The sequence below is a fragment of the Elstera sp. genome, assembly GCF_044372965.1.
In the GTDB taxonomy this organism is placed as follows: domain Bacteria; phylum Pseudomonadota; class Alphaproteobacteria; order Elsterales; family Elsteraceae; genus Elstera.
Genome location: NZ_JBILQX010000059.1, coordinates 1 through 18,943, shown reverse-complemented (window position 1 = coordinate 18,943; position 18,943 = coordinate 1). Strand labels below are relative to the sequence as shown.

Annotated in this window: 20 protein-coding genes and 1 other RNA gene; 7 read left to right on the top strand and 14 right to left on the bottom strand. The window is 60.3% G+C overall.

The window, feature by feature from the left end:
* A partial coding sequence (locus tag ACIQ36_RS09555; RefSeq protein WP_395828606.1) for a TetR/AcrR family transcriptional regulator occupies positions 1–588 on the bottom strand: 588 nt, incomplete at its 3' end.
* A gap of 104 nt (positions 589–692) precedes the next feature.
* Between ACIQ36_RS09555 and ACIQ36_RS09550 the strand changes: the two genes are divergently transcribed.
* Together ACIQ36_RS09550 and ACIQ36_RS09545 are read left to right on the top strand one after the other, a co-directional pair.
* Positions 693–1,394, top strand: a complete 702-nt coding sequence (locus ACIQ36_RS09550) for an MBL fold metallo-hydrolase (protein ID WP_395828604.1) — start codon at positions 693–695, stop codon at positions 1,392–1,394.
* A gap of 167 nt (positions 1,395–1,561) precedes the next feature.
* Positions 1,562–2,323, top strand: a complete 762-nt coding sequence (locus tag ACIQ36_RS09545) for a hypothetical protein (protein WP_395828602.1) — start codon at positions 1,562–1,564, stop codon at positions 2,321–2,323.
* A 5-nt stretch (positions 2,324–2,328) separates the two neighbouring features.
* On the opposite strand, the gene ACIQ36_RS09540 is transcribed toward ACIQ36_RS09545, so the two are convergent.
* Both ACIQ36_RS09540 and nudC read right to left on the bottom strand, forming a co-directional pair.
* Positions 2,329–3,138 carry an alpha/beta fold hydrolase gene (locus ACIQ36_RS09540; protein WP_395828600.1) on the bottom strand — a complete coding sequence of 270 codons (810 nt, stop codon included), beginning with the start codon at positions 3,136–3,138 and terminating at the stop codon, positions 2,329–2,331.
* Entirely contained in the window at positions 3,119–4,153 is a 1,035-nt protein-coding gene (gene nudC / locus ACIQ36_RS09535; protein ID WP_395828598.1) for an NAD(+) diphosphatase, read from the bottom strand. The genes ACIQ36_RS09540 and nudC overlap by 20 nt, the downstream gene beginning before the upstream one ends.
* On the opposite strand from nudC, the gene ffs reads away from it, so the two are divergent.
* Positions 4,141–4,238: signal recognition particle sRNA small type (ffs, locus tag ACIQ36_RS09530), an RNA gene on the top strand. The genes nudC and ffs overlap by 13 nt on opposite strands.
* A gap of 100 nt (positions 4,239–4,338) precedes the next feature.
* Here ffs and ACIQ36_RS09525 read toward each other — a convergent pair.
* Positions 4,339–5,733, bottom strand: a complete 1,395-nt coding sequence (locus ACIQ36_RS09525; RefSeq protein WP_395828596.1) for a calcium-binding protein — start codon at positions 5,731–5,733, stop codon at positions 4,339–4,341.
* A gap of 315 nt (positions 5,734–6,048) precedes the next feature.
* On the opposite strand from ACIQ36_RS09525, the gene ACIQ36_RS09520 reads away from it, so the two are divergent.
* The 3 genes from ACIQ36_RS09520 to recR all read left to right on the top strand — a co-directional run bounded on the left by ACIQ36_RS09520 (position 6,049) and on the right by recR (position 8,944).
* A complete protein-coding gene (locus tag ACIQ36_RS09520) occupies positions 6,049–7,818 on the top strand; it encodes a DNA polymerase III subunit gamma/tau (RefSeq protein WP_395828594.1) in 1,770 nt (589 codons plus the stop codon).
* 29 nt (positions 7,819–7,847) lie between these two features.
* Positions 7,848–8,171, top strand: coding sequence for a YbaB/EbfC family nucleoid-associated protein (locus ACIQ36_RS09515; RefSeq protein ID WP_395828592.1), 324 nt, complete (start codon positions 7,848–7,850; stop codon positions 8,169–8,171).
* 173 nt (positions 8,172–8,344) lie between these two features.
* Positions 8,345–8,944: a recombination mediator RecR gene (gene recR / locus ACIQ36_RS09510; RefSeq protein ID WP_395828590.1), complete on the top strand. Its 600-nt coding sequence runs from the start codon at positions 8,345–8,347 to the stop codon at positions 8,942–8,944.
* A gap of 22 nt (positions 8,945–8,966) precedes the next feature.
* On the opposite strand, the gene ACIQ36_RS09505 is transcribed toward recR, so the two are convergent.
* From ACIQ36_RS09505 to ACIQ36_RS09470, 8 genes are all read right to left on the bottom strand, one after another.
* Entirely contained in the window at positions 8,967–9,356 is a 390-nt protein-coding gene (locus tag ACIQ36_RS09505) for an endonuclease domain-containing protein (RefSeq protein ID WP_395828588.1), read from the bottom strand.
* A gap of 105 nt (positions 9,357–9,461) precedes the next feature.
* The gene (locus tag ACIQ36_RS09500) at positions 9,462–10,232 is read right to left on the bottom strand and encodes a glycosyltransferase family 2 protein (protein WP_395828586.1); all 771 of its coding nucleotides are present in this window, start codon (positions 10,230–10,232) and stop codon (positions 9,462–9,464) included.
* A gap of 14 nt (positions 10,233–10,246) precedes the next feature.
* The gene (locus tag ACIQ36_RS09495) at positions 10,247–11,383 is read right to left on the bottom strand and encodes an NADH:flavin oxidoreductase/NADH oxidase (protein WP_395828584.1); all 1,137 of its coding nucleotides are present in this window, start codon (positions 11,381–11,383) and stop codon (positions 10,247–10,249) included.
* A gap of 112 nt (positions 11,384–11,495) precedes the next feature.
* Positions 11,496–11,822, bottom strand: a complete 327-nt coding sequence (locus tag ACIQ36_RS09490; RefSeq protein WP_395828582.1) for an acyl carrier protein — start codon at positions 11,820–11,822, stop codon at positions 11,496–11,498.
* Between the two features lie 65 nt (positions 11,823–11,887).
* The gene (locus ACIQ36_RS09485; RefSeq protein ID WP_395828580.1) at positions 11,888–12,082 is read right to left on the bottom strand and encodes a hypothetical protein; all 195 of its coding nucleotides are present in this window, start codon (positions 12,080–12,082) and stop codon (positions 11,888–11,890) included.
* A gap of 54 nt (positions 12,083–12,136) precedes the next feature.
* Positions 12,137–13,207 (bottom strand): GDP-mannose 4,6-dehydratase, encoded by a 1,071-nt coding sequence (gene gmd, locus ACIQ36_RS09480; protein ID WP_395828578.1) that lies wholly within the window; start codon positions 13,205–13,207, stop codon positions 12,137–12,139.
* A 200-nt stretch (positions 13,208–13,407) separates the two neighbouring features.
* Positions 13,408–14,457: a GDP-mannose 4,6-dehydratase gene (gene gmd / locus ACIQ36_RS09475; RefSeq protein ID WP_395828576.1), complete on the bottom strand. Its 1,050-nt coding sequence runs from the start codon at positions 14,455–14,457 to the stop codon at positions 13,408–13,410.
* A gap of 42 nt (positions 14,458–14,499) precedes the next feature.
* The gene (locus ACIQ36_RS09470) at positions 14,500–15,291 is read right to left on the bottom strand and encodes an RNA methyltransferase (RefSeq protein WP_395828574.1); all 792 of its coding nucleotides are present in this window, start codon (positions 15,289–15,291) and stop codon (positions 14,500–14,502) included.
* A gap of 160 nt (positions 15,292–15,451) precedes the next feature.
* On the opposite strand from ACIQ36_RS09470, the gene ACIQ36_RS09465 reads away from it, so the two are divergent.
* Complete coding sequence (locus ACIQ36_RS09465; RefSeq protein WP_395828572.1) at positions 15,452–16,606, top strand: GGDEF domain-containing protein; 1,155 nt, start codon at positions 15,452–15,454, stop codon at positions 16,604–16,606.
* A gap of 54 nt (positions 16,607–16,660) precedes the next feature.
* On the opposite strand, the gene cimA is transcribed toward ACIQ36_RS09465, so the two are convergent.
* Both cimA and ACIQ36_RS09455 read right to left on the bottom strand, forming a co-directional pair.
* On the bottom strand, positions 16,661–18,247 hold the full coding sequence (gene cimA, locus ACIQ36_RS09460; RefSeq protein ID WP_395828570.1) for a citramalate synthase: 1,587 nt from the start codon (positions 18,245–18,247) through the stop codon (positions 16,661–16,663).
* A 140-nt stretch (positions 18,248–18,387) separates the two neighbouring features.
* The coding region (locus tag ACIQ36_RS09455; RefSeq protein ID WP_395828568.1) for a DALR domain-containing protein at positions 18,388–18,943 on the bottom strand (556 nt) is incomplete at its 5' end.

Genomic DNA, 18,943 nt, shown 5'->3' with positions numbered 1-18,943 from the left:
GATGGCCTGAGCCATGGTTTCGACGGCTACCGTTGGGCTCAGGCCGCTATCGCGCACAAGCGTCCGCCAAGTAAAGAAACTTAGCGCCAGATCGAGAATAACCCTCTGCGGTGGCGTTAATCCCGCGCCGAGAGTGGCGCGCCAATCGGCCATCGTCGGGCCAAGCCGTAGAGCGTTGATCTCCTGGGTCAGCGGATGATATTCGGCGTCGCGCAGGATGCAGGCGGCCAAATTGGCGTTGCGGCCATACCAATCATAGACGGCCTGCAAGCCCGCGCACAGGCGCGTGGCGGGGTCCTGTATGCTGCGCCAGGGGGCGGCGTCGGGCAGCGGTGCCCGGCTTAGGGTCATCTCCGAACAGGCCAGAAAAAGGTCCCGCTCTTCTGGAAAATGGGCATAGAGCGTATGGCGCTGCACGCCCGCGCGCGCGGCCACCATGCTAAGGCTGGTGCGGGCTGGGCCAAGGCTTGTGTGTAGATCGATCGCCGCTTCGACAATCCGCCGGCGCGTTTCAGCCTGCTGTTCGGCCCGGCGCTTGAGCGTGTAAGGGCGCGATATGGATTTCGCTGCGCGATCCTGTGCATCCATTATTGACGGCCCCTTCATTTTCATTGCACACTTCTGTATTGTCAAATTCGATCAGCGTCCATCAGCCGCAAGATCGCTTATTCAGTAGGGTATGGAGGGTTCGCATGGAAACGACGATCACCGAGATCGCCGATGGCATTTTTCGTCTATCAACATTTGTGCCGCAAATCGCCCCGCCTGCGGGCTTTACCTTCAATCAGTTCCTGGTACTCGGCGATGAACCGCTGATTTTCCATACGGGGCTGAAGACTATGTTCAACTTCACCCATGGGGCCGTCAGCCGGATCCTTGAACCAACGGACATACGCTGGATCTCCTTCGGTCATTTCGAGTCGGACGAATGCGGCGCGCTTAATCATTGGCTTGCTGCCGCGCCGCAGGCAACGGCGATGCAAGGCCAGATTTGCTGCGATGTCTCGCTGAATGATTTCGCAAGTCGAGCCCCCCGCACCCTCGCCGACGGCGAGGTAGTCGAGTTGGGGCGCGGCAAACGGGTCCGCTTTATCGATACGCCCCATACGCCCCATGGCTGGGACGCCGGGGTTCTCTACGAGGAATCGACGCGAACCCTGTTGTGCGGCGACCTCTTCACGCAGCTTGGCAATGATCACACGCTGACGGAAGGCGATATTGTTGGTCCCGCTATCGCGGCGGAAGAATTATTCAAATATTCCTCGCTCAATCCCGCGATGGGCACGACGATTCGCGGCCTCGCGGACTTAGCGCCGCACACGCTGGCACTGATGCACGGCCCGTCCTTCTCCGGTGATGGCGGGGTTGCTCTGCGCGCTGGCGGACGAGTATGATCGCCGGGGGGCCGGACACCTCCTGTCGCGTCGAAGCGCAGTCTAAGGTGAGGCGGCGGGCAGGCCCGAGGGGAGGCTGCTCCCCGCTTCATATATATTTAGCGTTCTAGGTGGCCACCGACGTGGTAACGGTGGGTATAGACTACTCTTTCGACCAGGATGAAAAGATGCAGTCCATTCAGCGCAATTGTATTTTCAAGTTCTGCTCTATCGGGTCGATGGCGACAATTCTCGCCATGGGCGTGCTTTTGGCGGCCGAACCCGCATCGGCGCGAACGATTAAAATCAGTCTCGCGCAGCTCCCCGTGTTGTCGGAATCGCCGACCAAGGGGGTCTTTATCGATGTGATAAAGGCGATGGCAGAAATCGACCCGCAAAACACTTACGAGATAAGTGTTGTCCCGTTCGCGCGCTCGCTTCTGAGCGTTCAGGACGGCTTGGCGGACGTTCATATTCCCTTGATCCGACCACCGAGCGAAACCGATTTACCCTATCGGCTGTCACAGAAGATAAATTTCTATAAAGTCAATTTTGTTCTCTATAGCAATAAAAACAAAGCTTTGGATATAGAAAATTTGCAACAATACTCAATTGAAACCGATAATGCCCATACTAATTTTTTTAAATTCCCAGTAAAGCCGGTCTCTGCGATTGAGGCTGGGCTGGTTAAAGTTGATTTGAAGCGTTTAGATGGATTCATTTTTTCTGACGTTGCTACCGATCCCGTTTTAAAGGAGCGCGGCTATAAGAATATCCGTCAGAGTTTCTTTTCGGCGTTCGATGTGACGACCGTCTATAAGAAAGATAGCAGCAATGAGGTTGACGACATCATGGTGTCCGCCCTGGACAAGCTGAAAGCAAACGGTCGATTGGCAGCGATTCTGGGGCCTGTGATCACGCAATACGTCGATTGGCAGATGCCAGACTGAGCGTGTTATCGCTCTCCAATATCGCCCTCCACCACCCGCAACACCCCCGCCAACACCGCCCCCGGCTGGTCGCGGTGGGGGGAGTGGCCGCAGTTGGGGAGAACCAGCGGTTCGACCGGGCCGGATACGCCCGCGACGATGGCCTCCACCTGTTTCAGCGTGCCGTAGTCGTCGCCTTCGCCTTGGATGACGAGCAGCGGGCAGCGGATGGCGGGGAGGAGGGGGGTAATGTCCCAGGTCCGAAAACCGGGCTCCTGCCAGGTGCGGCACCAACCCCAGAAGGCGCCATCGACATTGTCGCCGTGGAGCCGCTTCAAGCGGGTGCGAAAATCGCCGTCTAAGAAAGCCTCCTGCGCGGCGCGGATGCCGGTCAGGCTTTCCTCCTCGTTGAACACATGGGCGGCGAGGGTGATGGCTCCGGCGATGCGGTCGGGAAAGCGCGCGGCGGCGATAAGGGCAATCGTGCCGCCGTCCGAATGGCCGAAGAGATGAACGCGTCCGAGCCCGAAGGTGTCGAGCAGCGGGATCAGGAAGGTTTCGGCTTCGCGCGTGTGGTAGTCCAAGGGGCGCGGCAGGGTGACGGGACTGGAATTGCCATAGCCTTCGCGCGAATAGACCAGCACGCCGCAGCCGGTGGCGTCGCGTATTTGCTCCGGCAGATCGCGCCAAATGGCGATACAGCCGAGGCCCTCATGGAGCATCACCACCGGCGGCGCGTCGGGCCGATGGGCGGGCGGCAGCCAGCGGTATTCGAGCGTCGCCCCGGCGAGGGCGATCACGCCGTCCGTGGGCGCATCAAGGGGCAGCAGGCGCATCGGCTAACCACTCCTCGATCAGGCGGCGGGCGATGGAATCGGGGCGTGGGGCGACGTGTTGGGCGATCTCGGGGTCGAGGAGTTCGCTGCGGGTGAACCAGCGCGCGCTTTCGATTTCGCTGGGATCGACGGTGATGTCGAAACTCAGCGCCTGCGCCCGGAAGCCGACCATCAGCGAGGAGGGGAAGGGCCAGGGCTGCGAGGCGCGATAGGTGACGGTGCCGACGCGCACGCCCACTTCCTCCCAAACTTCCCGGCGCACGGCCTCTTCCAGGCTTTCGCCCGGCTCGACGAAGCCCGCGAGGGTAGACATCATCCCCGGCGTCCAGGCCGCTTGCCGCCCGAGCAAAATGCGCGGCTCCGGCCCGGTATCGTCCGTCACCAGCATAATCACGGCGGGGTCGGTGCGCGGGAAATGCGGCGTGCCGCAGGGGAGGGACGTGCAGCGGCGCACATGGCCGCCCTCGGCGCTCACCGTGGGCGCGCCGCAAACGCCGCAGAATTGCGTGCGCTGGTGCCAATAGGCCATGCCGCGCCCATAGGCGAGCCGGGCGGCGAGACCGGCTTCCAGCGCGGGGCCATAGCGGCGCAAATCGGCCCATTCGGCGCTCTGGGCTTCGGCGAAGCGCAGGGCTTCGGCTTCCTCCCAGTCCGAAAGATCGAGCGCGAAAATCTGGCGGTCGTCATGGCGGCCCAGCAGCACCGTGGGGGCGCGGTCGAAGCGCTCCAGCAGCAGCGCTTGGCCCGCAACGAACAGGCTTTTGCCCTGCCAATAGAGCAGCCAATGGGCGGCGGTGTCGCGCCAGCTCCCGGCCGAAAAATCCTCGAACGCCTTACGGTCCAACGGATCGCGCACAAGGCCGGAATCGCTGTAAAACAGCGGCTTAGTCGAAAAATTGGGCATGGTGGCGGCAGTGTGGCCCGAAGTTCGGCTTCGCGCAACCACCGCCCCCGCCACACCCCCCTTGCGTTTACCGCCTGAACCGACGATATACAGCCTCGGGAGGTTGGCCATGGGCGATGCCCTCGCTAACCCGGTCAGGTCCGGAAGGAAGCAGCCGTAACGAGTTTCGTATCGGGTCGTGCCGCCAGCCTCCCACCTTTTGGTATAAGCCTTTGCTCGGCCACGCGAAATTAGTTGGTCCTCACATGTGTCGGTCGAAAAAAAGGGAGAGGATGGCTCCTCCCCCTTTATTGGGGCTAGATCAGCGTGATAAGGGACATGTCCGTTACGCCGACGAAATAGAGAATATTTGTGGCGTCGCCATAAAGAGCGGCCTCACCGTTGATGAGCATCAATGTTGCGCTACCGCCGACATCAACCGTAATGCCGGCAGTTGCACCATACACATGGTCTATGTTACTTGCTGCCGATCCGACATTGAAGATCAGCGTGTCACCGCCGTCGGTTATATAAATCAAATCGTCACCATCCCCCGTATCGATGATGTCTATTCCTCCGCCAGTACTAACTCTATCGTTTCCTGATCCAGTGATGACCGTATCGTTCGATGTTCCAAGCGCCCCAGAATATTGGCTGTACTCGGTGTAGACGGTGTTGCTGCCATCGCCGACATTGATGTAGGCAGTTCCAAAACCCGTGTAAACCTCGTCATTTCCGCTCCCGGCGGTAAGCGTGGTCGCCCCGGTTGTCGTCGACAGATTGGTGATATTATCCCCTTCGCCGAGATCGACGACATAGGTTGTCGCCCCAGTGCCCAGGGCGCTGGTGAAACTCACAAAATCATTACCATCGCCAGTATCGATGTTCAGCGTCGAACCGGGCGTATAGATGATGTAATCGCTACCCGCGCCGGATGTTACGGACTGATCGCCGACACCGAGATAGATTGTGTCTATGCCATCACCGGCTGTGATTGTATTATTGCCATCGCCGACATTGATTCTAGCGGCGCCGCTCCCCGCCGTAATGACGTGGTTTCCTGCCCCAAGCGTAATAGTGATATCGCCAGCGGTAGTCGACGCAGTGATTACCTTATCCCCTAGACCGCCGGTAATCGTTGCCGTGCCAGCCCCGATGGTCAGGATATCGTTGCCGTCGCCGATGCTGAAGGCATCGTGGCCATCGCCTGAAATGATCGTGTCGTTGGAAGGCCCGAGATTACCAAGGTAGTAACTATATTCGGTTGCAACACTGTTATTTCCCGCTCCCACATCGATATAATTACTTCCAAATCCAGCATAGACCTCGTCGTTTCCGCTCCCTGCGGTAATCGTGGTGGGGCCGGTTGTCGTCGACAGATTGGTGATATTATCCCCTTCGCCGAGACTGACGATATAGGTCGTTGCAGCGACGCCCGCAGTGCTGGTGAAGCTCAGGAAATCATTACCATCGCCAGTATCGATGTTCAGCGTCGAACCGGGCGTATAGATGATGTAATCGCTACCCGCGCCGGATGTTACGGTGAAATTACCAATGCCGAGATAAATCGAATCTGCGCCATCGGCCCCGTCGACGGAGCTATTTCCATCTCCGGCGGTAATAGTGTCGTTACCATCAAGGCCATAAATCTCCCAATCGCCATTTCCGGCATCATAAGCATCACTATCGTTGGTTAGGGTGATAGTAGTCAAGTTTGTCTCCTTTCGTGATAGAGTAACCAAATAATTAGGTGTTTAATATATTTGATCAATAAAAAAACTAGTGTCACAGCATTGTTATAGAAACTAAAATAATTATATCTTGATAATTAATTAAATTTTTACTAAACAATTATTTTTAATGTATGTGCATAAAATCGTGCGGAGGTACGTTTTTTCTGATTTTGTATTGAAATCTCTTGAGAGTGCTCGGCGGAATGTTCGAGCGTTACGGATCCGGTTCTACCGCTCTGTCCGCGCAGTTGAGAGGTGAAAAGCTCGTCCCGACCCGCTACACTCCCCCTCGCCATGACCACACCCGAGACAGCCGCCCCCGAATATCGGGTGCTCGCCCGCAAATATCGCCCGCAGACTTTCGCCGATATGATCGGGCAGGAAGCCTTGGTGCGCACCTTGACGAACGCCATTCAGTCGGGCCGTCTCGCCCATGCCTTCATGCTCACCGGCGTGCGCGGGGTGGGGAAAACCACCTCCGCCCGTATCGTCGCCCGCGCGTTGAACTGTATCGGGGCGGATGGGACGGGCGGGCCGACGCCGGAGCCCTGCGGTATCTGCGATCCGTGCAAAGCGATTGCCGCCGACCGACACCCTGACGTGATCGAAATGGATGCCGCCAGCCGCACCGGCGTCGATGACATCCGCGAAATCATCGATGGCGTGCGCTACAAGCCGATTTCGGCGCGCTATAAGATCTACATTATCGATGAAGTGCATATGCTCTCCAAAAACGCCTTCAACGCCCTGTTGAAGACGCTGGAAGAGCCGCCCGACCATACGAAATTCCTGTTCGCCACCACCGAAATCCGCAAAGTGCCGATCACGGTGCTCTCGCGCTGCCAGCGTTTTGATTTGCGCCGGATCGAGCCGGAGGTGCTCGCCGCCCATTTCACCCGCATCGCCGATCTGGAAAAGGTCGTGCTGACGCCGGAAGCCGCCGCCTTGATTGGGCGGGCCGCCGATGGCTCGGCGCGCGACGGCATGTCCCTGCTCGATCAGGCGATTGCGCTGTCGTCGGGCGGCACGGTGGAAGCCGAAACCGTGCGCGGCATGCTGGGGCTCGCCGACCGGCTGACGGTCTATGATCTCTTCGGTAAGGTCATGGCCGGGCAGATTGCCGAGGCCTTGGCGCTCTATGAGGATATGCACCGGGCGGGGGCGGACCCCAGCCAAGTGGTGCAAGATTTGCTCGGGCTCTGCCACGGCGTCACCCGCCTCAAGGTCGCCCCTGGCGCGCTGGAGAGTGCGGCGGAAACCGAACGGCGGGCGGCCGCAGACCTAGCGGGCAGCCTTTCGGTGGCCACCCTCACCCGCGCCTGGCAAATTCTGCTGAAGGGGGCGCAGGAGGTCCACGCCGCGCCCGATCCGCGCGCGGCGCTGGAAATGGTGCTAATTCGCCTCGCCTATGTCACCGACCTGCCGAGCCCCGCCGATCTTATTCGGCGGCTGACGAGCGAGGGGTCCGCGTCCGGTTCTGCGCCGTCCGCCCCGCAAGGCGGTGGGGCCGGGCCGCGCTTGGCGATGATCTCGGGCGGCGGCGCGCAAGCCGTGGCGCAGGCGGAACCCGTGCAAGCGCAGGCAGCACTGCCGCAGCCGCGCAGCTTCGAAGAAGTGGTGGCGCTGGTTGAGGCGCGCAAAGATCTCACCTTACGCACCCATCTGATGAACGACGTGCGCCTCGTCGCCTTTGAGGTCGGCAAAATCGAACTGATGCCGCTGGAGCGCGCTCCCCGCGATCTGGCGGCCCGCCTCTCGGGGGCCTTGCAGGAGTGGACCGGGCGGCGCTGGATGGTGGTGCTGAGCACGGCGGGCGGCAAGCAAACCTTGCGCGAGCAAGAGCAGTCGGAAGCGGTGGCGCGGCGGCAACGGCTGGCGCAACACGCCCTCGTTCAGCAAGTGGCCAAAGCCTTGGGCGGCACGCTGGAGGAGATGATCGTCACCCCCCGGCAGTCGTTTCTGCCCAGCGCCCCCCTTGCCCCGCTCGACCCCGATGCCGAACTACTTGACGAGACCGGCGATTTTAGCGTCGATGACGGCGATTTTCTCGATCACACGTTCTAACCGGCGTATCCGCCGAAGGGAGTTCCCCGATGAAGAATTTCGGGCAGATGATGAAGCAAGCCCAACAGATGCAAACCAAAATGGCCGAAATGCAGGCCAAGCTGGAAAGCACCGAAGTCGATGGCCAAAGCGGTGGCGGCATGGTCAAAGTGCGCGTCAACGGCAAGGGCGACCTCAAGAAGATCAGCATCGACAAATCGCTGTGCGATCCCAATGAAGTCGAAATGCTGGAAGATTTGATCCTGGCCGCCGTCAACGACGCCAAGGGCAAGACCGAAGCCCTCGCCGCCGACCAAATGGCCGCCCTCACCGGGGGCCTGAAGCTGCCGCCGGGGATCAAGCTGCCGTTCTAGTTTGGTGTAGGAGGGGCGCTGCCCCTCGCCCCGCTCAAGGGGCAACGGCCCCTTGAGAATCCGCGATTCCTTATGGAGGCGCGGCATTCAATAAGAAAATGGGATCACTAAGGGGCAAGCCCTTTAGTTGGGGGTATCGGGGGCGAAGCCCCTGATAAACGTGAAGGCAGGTCATGACCGAGACGACGCCGCTCGACGGGCTCATCGCCCTGCTCGCCCGCCTGCCCGGCCTCGGCCCCCGGTCGGCGCGGCGGGCGGCGCTGCATTTGCTGAAACGGCGCGACGCGCTGATGCTGCCGCTGGCCGACGCGATCAGCGAAACCGCGCGTACGATCAAAACTTGCACGGTCTGCGGCACGCTGGATAGTTCCGATCCGTGCCGGATTTGTAGCGACGAGAGCCGCGCCCATGGGCCGATCTGCATTGTCGAACAGGTGGGCGATTTGTGGGCGATTGAGCGCACCGGCAGTTTCCACGGGCGCTATCACGTACTCGGCGGCACGCTGTCGGCGCTGGAAGGCGTCGGGCCGGAGGCGTTGGGGGTGCCGCGTTTGTTGGCGCGGCTGAAGGAGGGCGGCGTCAGCGAGGTTATTCTTGCGCTGAACGCCACGCTCGACGGGCAAACCACCGCCTATTACCTCACCGAAGCTTTGGCCGACAGTGGCATCAAACTGACCCGCTTGGCGCATGGCGTCCCCGTTGGCGGCGAGTTGGATTATCTCGACGATGGCACGCTGATGGCGGCGTTTTCGGCACGGCGGAGTGTGGAGTAGGGGAAGGGCGGACTTCTTTTACCTAAAGCAGATCCCCCTCTCCCTTTGGGAGAGGGCTGGGGTGTGGGGCTTGCTTGGGCTCCGGTATATTTTTCAAAACCCGGAGAATCTCGATCAACACCCCCTCAGTATTCTGAAGAATATCATTGTTCCAGAAACGAATGACCCGCCAGCCCTGTTGCGCTAACCAAGCTGTTCGCTGCCGATCATGGTCCGAGCCGGCGTGTTGTCCGCCATCGGCTTCAATGGCGAGATTTTTCTCCAAGCAGGCAAAATCTAGGATATAGGGGCCGATTGGATGCTGGCGACGGAACTTCCAACCACCGAGTTGACGCTCGCGTAAAGCCGACCAGGGACGCCGTTCAGCATCGGTCATGGTTTGGCGCAGATGACGCGCCGTGACTTTAGACATTGTACCTCTGGAACGCATAAAAGCACAGGATTGTGCCACGCCCCCTTAGAAACATGAGAACGCCTGCCCTCACCCCGGCCCTCTCCCGAGGGGAGAGGGGGAGGGTTAGCCGTCTTCCCGCCGCTCCAAAATCTCCCGCGCCTTTAAATAGGAGAGAAGCGGATAGAGCGCGGCGAAAATCCCCAGCAGCAGGCCGGTTGCGCCCTCTTTATAGCCTTTGCGCTGCACATAGGCCTTGAAGAACCGCGTCAGCATCCGGCGTAGATTGCCGCCGAGCGTGCCGATATCGCCACTGTCGGCCAAATCGAGCGCATGGGCGCTGGTGTAGCGGTTGAGGCGCTGGAGCGTATCGGTGAAATCTTTATCGACGTAATGGATCAGCCCGACTGAAAACCGCGTGCGGGTGCCGCGCAGGACGATTTTTGGGTGAACCGGCTGGTCGCCCCAGTCTTTGGCGGTTTTCTCGAACAGGATCGGCTTTGCGCCGACGCCATTATAGGCCCCCCAGCCGTGGATGATTTCGCGCCCGCCGATGAAATTGCGGATCGGCACCAGGGCATAGCCATAGGGCGGGGCTGTGAGGAACTGAAGAATCTCTGCCTGAAGCTCCGGCGTTACCCGTTCATCGGCGTCGATCTCCAACACCCAAGCGTGGGTGCAGGCGTCGATCCCGGCTCGGCGGCGCGGCCCTTCGAGCGGCCAGGAGCCGGTGACGATCCGATCAGTATAGCGGCGGGCGATTGCCTCTGACCCATCCGTGCATTTATCCAAAACAACGGTGATCTCGTCGGCAAAGGCGAGCGTGGCGAGGCAGGCGTCGAGCTGGCTTTCCTCATTATGGGCAACTACCAGGGCCGAAACGAACTGCCGCGCCATGCGCCTTCCGATCTTTATTCCGCTGCGAGGGAAAGTCCCACATTTTTCAGCTTATAGCCCGGCCACGTTTTGCCGGTCGCCCGCTGATATTGCCCGGCGATGGGAAGGTCAACCCCCAAGGCGTCGGCGGCGCGCCACACCCAGCGCGGATCATCGAGGAAAGCACGGGCAAGGCCGATGGCGTCGGCTTTGCCGTCCTGCAAGGCTTGCTCGGCCTGTTCCGGCGTTACGATCAAGCCGACGCCGATGACGGGGATCGACACGGCTTTCTTGACCGTTTCGGCGAAATCGAGCTGATAGCCCGGCGTTACCGGTACGCGCGCCTCGCGCACGGCGCCGCCGCTGCTGACGTGGATGAAATCGAGCCCGATGGCTTCCAGCTTCTGGCTGAGGATCGCGGTTTCCTCGGGCGTCCAGCCGCCGTCCACCCAATCGGAGGCGGAGAGGCGGATGCCTAAGGTTTTGCTCTTCGGCCAAACGGCGCGCACGGCGGTGGCGATTTCCAGCGCAAGGCGCAGACGGTTGTCCAAGGAGCCGCCGTAGCGGTCGGTGCGCGTATTGATGCGCGGCGAGAGGAACTGATGGATCAGATAGCCGTGCGCCCCGTGCAGTTCGACCAGATCGAACCCGGCCCGGTCGGCGCGCTGGGCCGAGGCGACGAAGGCGTCAATGATACCGGCGATTTCCGTTTCGGTCAGCGCGTGCGGCTTGGGGGCGTCGGCATAGAAGGGCTCGTCGGTGGGCGCGACCGGCTGCCAGCCACCCTGTTCGGCTGGAATCGGCATACCGCCGTTCCAGGGCGCGGCGGTGGAGGCTTTGCGCCCGGCGTGGGCCAACTGAATGCCCAAGGGAACATCGCTATAGGTGCGGATGCCCGCGATTAAATCGCGCAAAGCGGCCTCTTGCGCGTCGTTTTCCAGCGCGAGGCAATAGGGCGAAATGCGCCCGTCCAGGGTAACGCCGGTCGCTTCCAGAATAATCAGCCCAGCGTTGGAGGCGGCAAACCCGCCCAAATGTTGCCCGTGCCACGGCTGGGCCACGCCATCGACGGCGCTATATTGGCACATCGGCGCAACGATGGCGCGGTTCGGCAGCGTCAACGGCCCGAGGGGCAGGGGCGTGAAGAGCAGAGGGGTGGAATGCGAGACCATGCGTAACCCTTTCAGGCGAGAGGCCAGAAGAAACGATGGTGAGCAGAGTGGGTAGTGAACAGCGTTATGTGAAGGATCGAAAACGCATGGCCCCCTTGTGTTCGATCCGTCCTTACTGTGCGCCGGGGTTAACCGCGCGGCAGGCTCCGGCATAAGCATCGGAGATGAACGACGGTTGCTTGTAGTAACCCTTCAACCAACACGCGAGCAGGCATAATTCTTCCAATTTCAGAACTTCGTTGAGCGTACCCGCCGGAAAGCGAATTTCGAAGGTCTCGCTAATATAGTCGAGAATCGCTTCGACCTGATCGATGGTCAGGCCGATATCGGTCTCCAGAACAGCGGTCCGTTTTAGAATAGCTTCATCGATGCCATACTGATCGCGGATCAGCTTAACGATAGCACGACTGAGTTCTTGCCAATTTCGGACGTCGGCCATCGGTATACGGACCCCAAGCAACACGCGGTGATGGCCCGCATCCTACCGAAGCTGGGGCCGCGACGCTATCCCCGTCCACGCGGAAAGGGGACGATGCGGTAGAACAAGGCGGAAATCTGCTGTTGCCCTGCGGGCGTTGCGAGCATTGCGCCCGAAACGCCCAGGATTCCGATGATCACCCCGGTCGCCCGAGCAGCAAGCTCGGCCACATAGGGCAGAACCCCCAGCGCATTCGCCGCCCAATACGCTGATAAATCCAAGCGGCGATGCGGGCACGGGGTAGGTACGGGGGGCGGTGGGGTCGTCGCCTTCGCTTACTCGGAGCCTGCGCCGAGGCCCACGCCGGTTTTCAGCAGGCTAAGGTCGGAGGCAACCATTTCTTTCACTAGATCATGGAAGGCGACTTTCGGCGTCCAGCCCAACTTTTGCTGCGCTTTGGTCGCGTCGCCCAGCAGTAGATCGACTTCGGCTGGGCGGAAGTAGCGCGGATCTATTTTCACCAGGGCTTTGCCGGTTTTGGCATCGGTGCCGATTTCATCGACGCCGCTGCCGCTCCAGACGATCTGGCGGCCGGTTTCGGCAAAGGCCAGTTCGACGAACTCACGCACCGAGCGGGTTTCGCCGGTCGCCAGCACGAAATCTTCCGGCGTCGGTTGCTGGAGGATGCGCCACATGCCTTCCACATAATCGCGGGCATGGCCCCAGTCGCGCTTAGCATCGAGATTGCCCAGGTAGAGCGCGTCTTGTTGGCCAAGTTCGATGGCGGCCACCGCGCGGGTAATCTTGCGGGTCACGAAGGTTTCGCCGCGAATTGGGCTTTCGTGATTAAACAAAATGCCGTTGCAGGCATAGAAATCGTAAGATTCGCGGTAGTTCACCGTGATCCAATAGCCGTAGAGCTTGGCGACGGCATAGGGCGAGCGTGGGTAGAAGGGCGTCGTTTCCCGCTGCGGCGTTTCCTGCACTAGGCCGTAAAGTTCCGAGGTTGAGGCTTGGTAGAAGCGCGTCTTCTTGCCCAAACCCAGAATCCGCATCGCTTCGAGCAGGCGCAGCACGCCAATGGCGTCGGCATTGGCCGTATATTCGGCGGTATCGAAGCTCACCTGCACATGGCTTTGAGCGGCAAGATTATAGATTTCGTCCGGTTGGGTTTCTTGCACGAGGCGGATGATATTGGTCGAATCGGTCATATCGCCGTAGTGCAGGCGAAAACGCGCGTCGGCCTCGTGGATATCTTGGTAAATATCGTCGATGCGCCCCGTGTTGAACGAGGAGGAGCGGCGTTTGACCCCATGCACCTTATAGCCCTTGGACAGCAGCAGCCGCGCCAGATACGCCCCATCCTGCCCCGTTACGCCCGTAATCAGGGCAACTTTTTCACTCATATCCGTCTCCTGCCAATCCGCTCGATAAAGCCAAGTGGGCAAAACCCGCGCGCTGCCGTCTCTGCTACTTCTCTCCACTGGGCGCTTCAAGTGAATTAGCAGACAGGTGCCCTATAAAAAGTTGGCCCTAAAGCCATGCCGGGCACGCGCCTCCTGATGGGGCAGCCGAACCCGCTGACGAAGCCCGCGAACCGCGCCGATCATCCTTGAGCGCGGAGCGGGAGGGCGCAGGCGGCGACCATTTCCTTGACGAGATCGCGAAAGGCCACCTGCGGCGTCCACCCGAGTTTCTGCCGCGCCTTCGTTGCATCGCCGACCAGCAAATCGACCTCGGCGGGGCGGAAGTAGCGCGGATCAATCTTCACCAACGGCACGCCGGTTTTGGCATCGGAGCCGACTTCATCGACGCCGCTGCCGGTCCAGACGATCTGGCGGCCGGTTTCGGCAAAGGCCAGTTCGACGAATTCGCGCACCGAGCGGATTTCGCCGGTCGCCAACACGAAATCTTCCGGCGTTGGCTGCTGAAGGGTGCGCCACATGCCGTCGACATAATCGCGGGCGTGGCCCCAATCGCGCTTCGCGTCGAGATTACCCAGGTAGAGCGTTTTTTGCGCGCTCAGTTCAATGGCGGCCACCGCGCGCGCGATCTTGCGGGTCACGAAGGTTTCGCCGCGAATCGGGCTTTCGTGGTTAAACAAAATACCGTTGCAAGCATAGAAATCGTAAGATTCGCGGTAGTTCACCGTAATCCAATAGCCATAGAGCTTGGCGATGGCATAGGGCGAGCGCGGGTAGAAGGGCGTCGTTTCCCGCTGCGGGGTTTCCTGCACCAAACCGTAGAGTTCCGAAGACGAGGCTTGGTAGAAGCGCGTTTTCTTGCCCAAGCCCAAAATCCGCACGGCTTCGAGCAGGCGCAGTACGCCGAGGGCGTCGGCATTGGCCGTATATTCGGCGGTATTGAAGCTGACCTGAACATTGCTTTGGGCGGCGAGGTTATAGATTTCGTCCGGCTCGGTCGCCTGCACGAGGCGGATGATATTGTTCGAATCGGTCATATCGCCGTAGTGAAGGCGGAAGCGCGCGCGCGCTTCCTCTATATCCTCATAAATACTGTCTATTCGCCCGGTGTTCGGCGAGGAGGAATAGCGTTGGACCCCATGCACCCTGTAGCCCTTGGACAGCAGCAGCCGCGCCAGATAGGCCCCATCCTGCCCTGTTACGCCCGTAATCAGGGCTACTTTTTCACTCATGTCCGTCTCCTGCCCAATCCCCTGGGCGAAACCCGCGCGTTACTATGGTTCCCGGTCGGGGACCCCGAGCGGTTCAGCGGACAGGCGCTTGGTCACAAGCTCCGTCAGCATGCCGTGCAGGGTGCGAACCTCCTGATCGGTCAGTTGAATGCGGCCAAAAAGCGCCCGGATATTGCGAATCATCGCCGGGCGCATATGGGGGATGCGCAGAAAGCCGCATTCGGTGAGTTCGCTTTCAAGGCGCAAAAGATAGCTTTCCAAATGCTCGCGGCTGGCGATATCGGACGTGCCGACGCGCAGATCGGTCGGCGGTGTGGAATCGGCGGCCTGGAACCACTCGTAGCCGATTAACAGAACGGCTTGCGCAAGGTTGATCGACGAGAAATCCGGGTTGACCGGGCAGGTAATGATGGCGTCCACCCCCGCGAGATCATCGTTGATGAGCCCGGTTCGCTCGGGGCCGAAGAGAACGGCGGTGCGGACCTTATCGGCGGCATGGGCGCGCAACTCGGCTGCCGCTTGCCGGGGCGTGATAACGCGCTTCACCAACTCGCGCGGGCGGGCAGAGGTCGCATAGACCACCTGCCGGTCGCCGATAGCATCCAGCATGGAGCGATGGACGGTGGTAGCCTCCAGCACCGACCCGGCCCCGGAGGCGGTTTGAACGGCCCGTTCGCTCGGCCATTCTGGGCGCGGGGTGACGAGGCGCATGGAGGTGAGGCCAAAGTTCAGCATCGCCCTTGCCGCAAAACCAATATTATCGGCGAGTTGCGGTTCAACCAGAATGAAGGCCGGTTGGTCTTCCGGGGGGCGGCTCATAGAACGTAAGGTCATATCATACTCGTAAAGGTGATTTGTAGCTAATTTTATCTTTTTGAGCCGACATCGCTAAAGTCATGCTCGGGTTGATGCCTCTCTCATGCCTTATTTTGAGCCGCTTCACCAAGAAAAGATTCTTGTTGCTGCACTGGGACCGAGGCAGCAAAGTCCGACCATGATTCTGGATAGCCTCACGCTGCTCATCAATAGCGCCTTCATCAGCTTTGTTATGGCCATAGCGATGCTAATGACCTGGCGCATCAACCGTAGCCAGCTATCGGCCTTGTTTTGGGCGCTCGCAACATTGATGAATGGTTTTGGGCTCTCTTTTTACGCCCTAACCGCGGGCTTTTGGCCGACCGCTCTTGCCCCTCTGGCGAATGTTCCCATTGCGCTTGCGGGTCTTGCTATGTGGATGGGCTTGCGTAGTTTCCGGCAGGTTCCCTGGAGGGTCGCCTTAGGCCTTGTGCCAATTGTGTTTTACCTGGGCGGGATTGCCTATTTCCTACTTGTTCAGCCGAATACGAACACGCGCATTCTTATAGCGTGCGGCTTTCAGGCCGTGACGGGCTTTGCCTTTATGCGCGAGGCATTGCTGGTGCAGCGACGGGGCCTCGCCGGGGCCGCCGCTGGGGCGGTGGCCGTCATTTTCTTCGGGCACGCCCTTTATTATGTCGTGCGGGGCACGGCCGCGCTTGGCCTCGAGACGATCACGGATTTTATGGCACCGAGCCAATGGCAAACCTACACCTTCCTTGAGTCCGGAATCGGTGTGCTGTGCATGGGGGTCGCCCTGATGGCGATGACGGTGGATCATCTCTATCAGCAACTCCGCCTAACGGCGCTGCAGGATCGGACGACGGGGCTGCTCAGCCGCAACGCCGTTTTAGAAAAGTTGGCGCAAGCAATCCCCAAAGCCCATGCCGAGGCAAAACCCCTGCACCTGATGATGCTCGATCTTGATCATCTCGACCGCATCAATGAAACCTATGGCCACGGGGCGGGGGATGCGATGCTCGCCGCCTTCGGCGCGATGCTGCGGGCAAATTTCGCCTTGGCGGAAAACAGCGGGCGCTATGGCGGGGACGAGTTCGCCATTATTCTGCCGAATGTTACCACCTCGGAAGCAACCAGCCTTGCCCACCAACTGCGCCGGGCAACGGAATCGCTCATCATTCCGCTCGAAAATGGCCGCGTCAGCCTCACCATCAGCATCGGCCTGACGGGGCTTCAGACCCAAGACCGCCAACTTGATTCGCTGATCGCCCGCGCCTATTCGGCCCTCTACCGTGCCAAGCAGGGCGGGCGGAACCGGGTGGTGGTGCTTTAGCCTTTTTTTGCCGCAAATGCGTCGTCGCAGGCGTTTCGGCCTGCTCGGGATTTGCTAAGCCCCAAACTTCAGCAGCGCATAACAGATCACATCGTGCAAGGCATTGAAGCTGGCGTCGATAATGTTCGGCGACACGCCCACTGTGGTCCAGCGCTCGCCATTGGCTTTCTGGCTTTCGATCATCACCCGTGTCACCGCCTTGGTGCCGTCCTGGGGCGAGAGGATGCGGACTTTATAGTCCGTGAGATGGATGTCATCGAGGCTGGGATAGAGCGGAATCAGCGCCTTGCGCAGGGCGGCATCCAGCGCGTTTACCGGGCCGTTGCCGTCTGCCACGGTCATTTCCTCCCGGTCGCCCACGGTCACGCGGATGGTCGCTTCCGAGAGGGTGACGAGCTTACCCAGCGCGTTCCAGCGCCGCTCGTCCAGCACGCGGAACGAGGTGACGGTGAAATAATCCGGCACTTCCCCAAACAGGCGGCGGGCGAGCAGCTCGAAGCTGGCATCGGCCCCATCGTAGGAATAACCGTCGAACTCGCGGGATTTGACCAGATCGACCAGCGCGTCGATCTTGCTGGTTTCGGGCGGCACCTCGATGCCGAGGTCGCGGCAGCGGGAAATGACGTTGGAGCGCCCGGCTTGGTCGGACACGAGAATCCGCCGCCGATTGCCCACGGTTTCGGGCGGAATATGCTCATAGGTGCGCGGGTCTTTTTCCACCGCCGATACGTGCAGGCCGCCCTTATGGGCAAAGGCCGACGCGCCCACATAGGCCGCGTGTTTGAAGGGCGCGCGGTTCAGGCGCTCATCGAGCAGATGCGACAGGCCGGTAAGATGGCGCAGGTCTTCCACTGGCAGGCCGGTATCGAAACCCATTTTCAGCATCAGGCTGGGGATCACGGAAATCAGATTGGCGTTGCCGCAGCGCTCGCCGAGCCCGTTGATGGTGCCCTGCACCTGCCGTACCCCGGCTTCGACGGCGGCGATTGAGTTGGCGACGGCGTTTTCCGTATCATTATGGGCGTGGATACCCAAAGTGTCGCCGGGGAAATGGGCCGTAACCTCGCGCACGATGCGGGCGACCTCGTGCGGCAGGGTGCCGCCGTTGGTGTCGCAGAGCACCGTCCAGCGCGCGCCTGCGTCCTGGGCGGCCTTCAAGCAGGCCAGGGCATAGGCGGGGTTGGCTTTATACCCGTCGAAGAAATGCTCGGCGTCATAGATCGCCTCGCGCCCCAGGCTGACCAGATGGGCGATGCTATCGCCAATCATGGCGATATTTTCTTCGCGCGGGATATTCAGGGCCACATCGACGTGAAAATCCCAGCTTTTACCGACCAGCGTCACCACCGGCGCGCCGGAATTGACCAGCGCCGCCAGCCCCGGATCGTTCCCCACACTGCGCCCCGGTCGGCGCGTCATCCCAAAAGCGGTGAATTTGGCGCGTTTCAGGGCGGGGGCTTCGCCAAAAAACGCATCGTCAGTCGGGTTTGCCCCCGGCCAGCCACCTTCGACGTAATCGATGCCGAGCTTATCGAGGGCAATCGCAATCGCGCGCTTATCGGCAACGGAAAAATCCACGCCCGAGGTCTGCGCCCCGTCGCGTAAGGTCGTATCAAAGAGATAAACGCGCTCTGCCATCATATATCCCGACTCTATTCTTGTCGTCCTATCGGCCTTTGGCCTACGTGAGGACGGTATTTTTTATCGTCCTATCGGCCTTTGGCCTACGTGAGGACGGTATTTTTTATCGTCCTATCGGCCTTTAGCCTACTTGAGGACGGTTAACTTTTCCGCCGCCAACTGGTGCCGCCGATACCGTCTTCCAAGAGAATTCCGGCTGCAATCAGCTCGTCCCGAATGCGGTCGGCGGTGGCGAAATCTTTGGCTTTGCGCGCGGCGATGCGTTCCGCGAGCTTCGCTTCAATGGCTTCCGCCGACAGATCATCCGACCCGCCCCGTTGCAACCAGTCTTCGGGGTCGTGCTGAAGCAGGCCGAGCAACTGGCCTGCGCCCAGAATTTCAGCCTTCAGCCAGACCATTTCATTGAAGTTTTCGCTCTTGTTCAGGTCCGTCACCAGCGCGTGCAGGGTGGACAGCGCGAGCGGCGTATTCAGATCGTCCGACAGGGCCGCGAGAACCCCCTCCGGCTGCTGCGGGTCGACCATAATGTCAGCCACCCGGCGCAGAGCCAGATAGAAGCGGTCGAGCGCGCCGATGGCCTCTTGCAAGCCCTTCTCGGTCCAATCCAGCGGTTGCCGGTAGTGGGAGGAGAGGAGCAGCAGGCGAATGGCCTCGCCGGGGGCGCGGTCGACCAAATCGCGGACGGTGAAGAAATTG

Bases quoted from the DNA above. Each gene is read 5' to 3' on its own strand.
- ACIQ36_RS09520 (WP_395828594.1), top strand. From the start codon at position 6,049: ATGACCACACCCGAGACAGCCGCCCCCGAATATCGGGTGCTCGCCCGC.
- nudC (WP_395828598.1), bottom strand. From the start codon at position 4,153: ATGGCCAACCTCCCGAGGCTGTATATCGTCGGTTCAGGCGGTAAACGC.
- cimA (WP_395828570.1), bottom strand. From the start codon at position 18,247: ATGATGGCAGAGCGCGTTTATCTCTTTGATACGACCTTACGCGACGGG.
- ACIQ36_RS09505 (WP_395828588.1), bottom strand. From the start codon at position 9,356: ATGTCTAAAGTCACGGCGCGTCATCTGCGCCAAACCATGACCGATGCT.
- ACIQ36_RS09465 (WP_395828572.1), top strand. From the start codon at position 15,452: ATGATTCTGGATAGCCTCACGCTGCTCATCAATAGCGCCTTCATCAGC.
- ACIQ36_RS09490 (WP_395828582.1), bottom strand. From the start codon at position 11,822: ATGGCCGACGTCCGAAATTGGCAAGAACTCAGTCGTGCTATCGTTAAG.
- ACIQ36_RS09550 (WP_395828604.1), top strand. From the start codon at position 693: ATGGAAACGACGATCACCGAGATCGCCGATGGCATTTTTCGTCTATCA.
- ACIQ36_RS09495 (WP_395828584.1), bottom strand. From the start codon at position 11,383: ATGGTCTCGCATTCCACCCCTCTGCTCTTCACGCCCCTGCCCCTCGGG.
- ACIQ36_RS09500 (WP_395828586.1), bottom strand. From the start codon at position 10,232: ATGGCGCGGCAGTTCGTTTCGGCCCTGGTAGTTGCCCATAATGAGGAA.
- recR (WP_395828590.1), top strand. From the start codon at position 8,345: ATGACCGAGACGACGCCGCTCGACGGGCTCATCGCCCTGCTCGCCCGC.
- ACIQ36_RS09470 (WP_395828574.1), bottom strand. From the start codon at position 15,291: ATGACCTTACGTTCTATGAGCCGCCCCCCGGAAGACCAACCGGCCTTC.
- ACIQ36_RS09545 (WP_395828602.1), top strand. From the start codon at position 1,562: ATGCAGTCCATTCAGCGCAATTGTATTTTCAAGTTCTGCTCTATCGGG.
- gmd (WP_395828578.1), bottom strand. From the start codon at position 13,207: ATGAGTGAAAAAGTTGCCCTGATTACGGGCGTAACGGGGCAGGATGGG.
- gmd (WP_395828576.1), bottom strand. From the start codon at position 14,457: ATGAGTGAAAAAGTAGCCCTGATTACGGGCGTAACAGGGCAGGATGGG.
- ACIQ36_RS09540 (WP_395828600.1), bottom strand. From the start codon at position 3,138: ATGCGCCTGCTGCCCCTTGATGCGCCCACGGACGGCGTGATCGCCCTC.
- ACIQ36_RS09515 (WP_395828592.1), top strand. From the start codon at position 7,848: ATGAAGAATTTCGGGCAGATGATGAAGCAAGCCCAACAGATGCAAACC.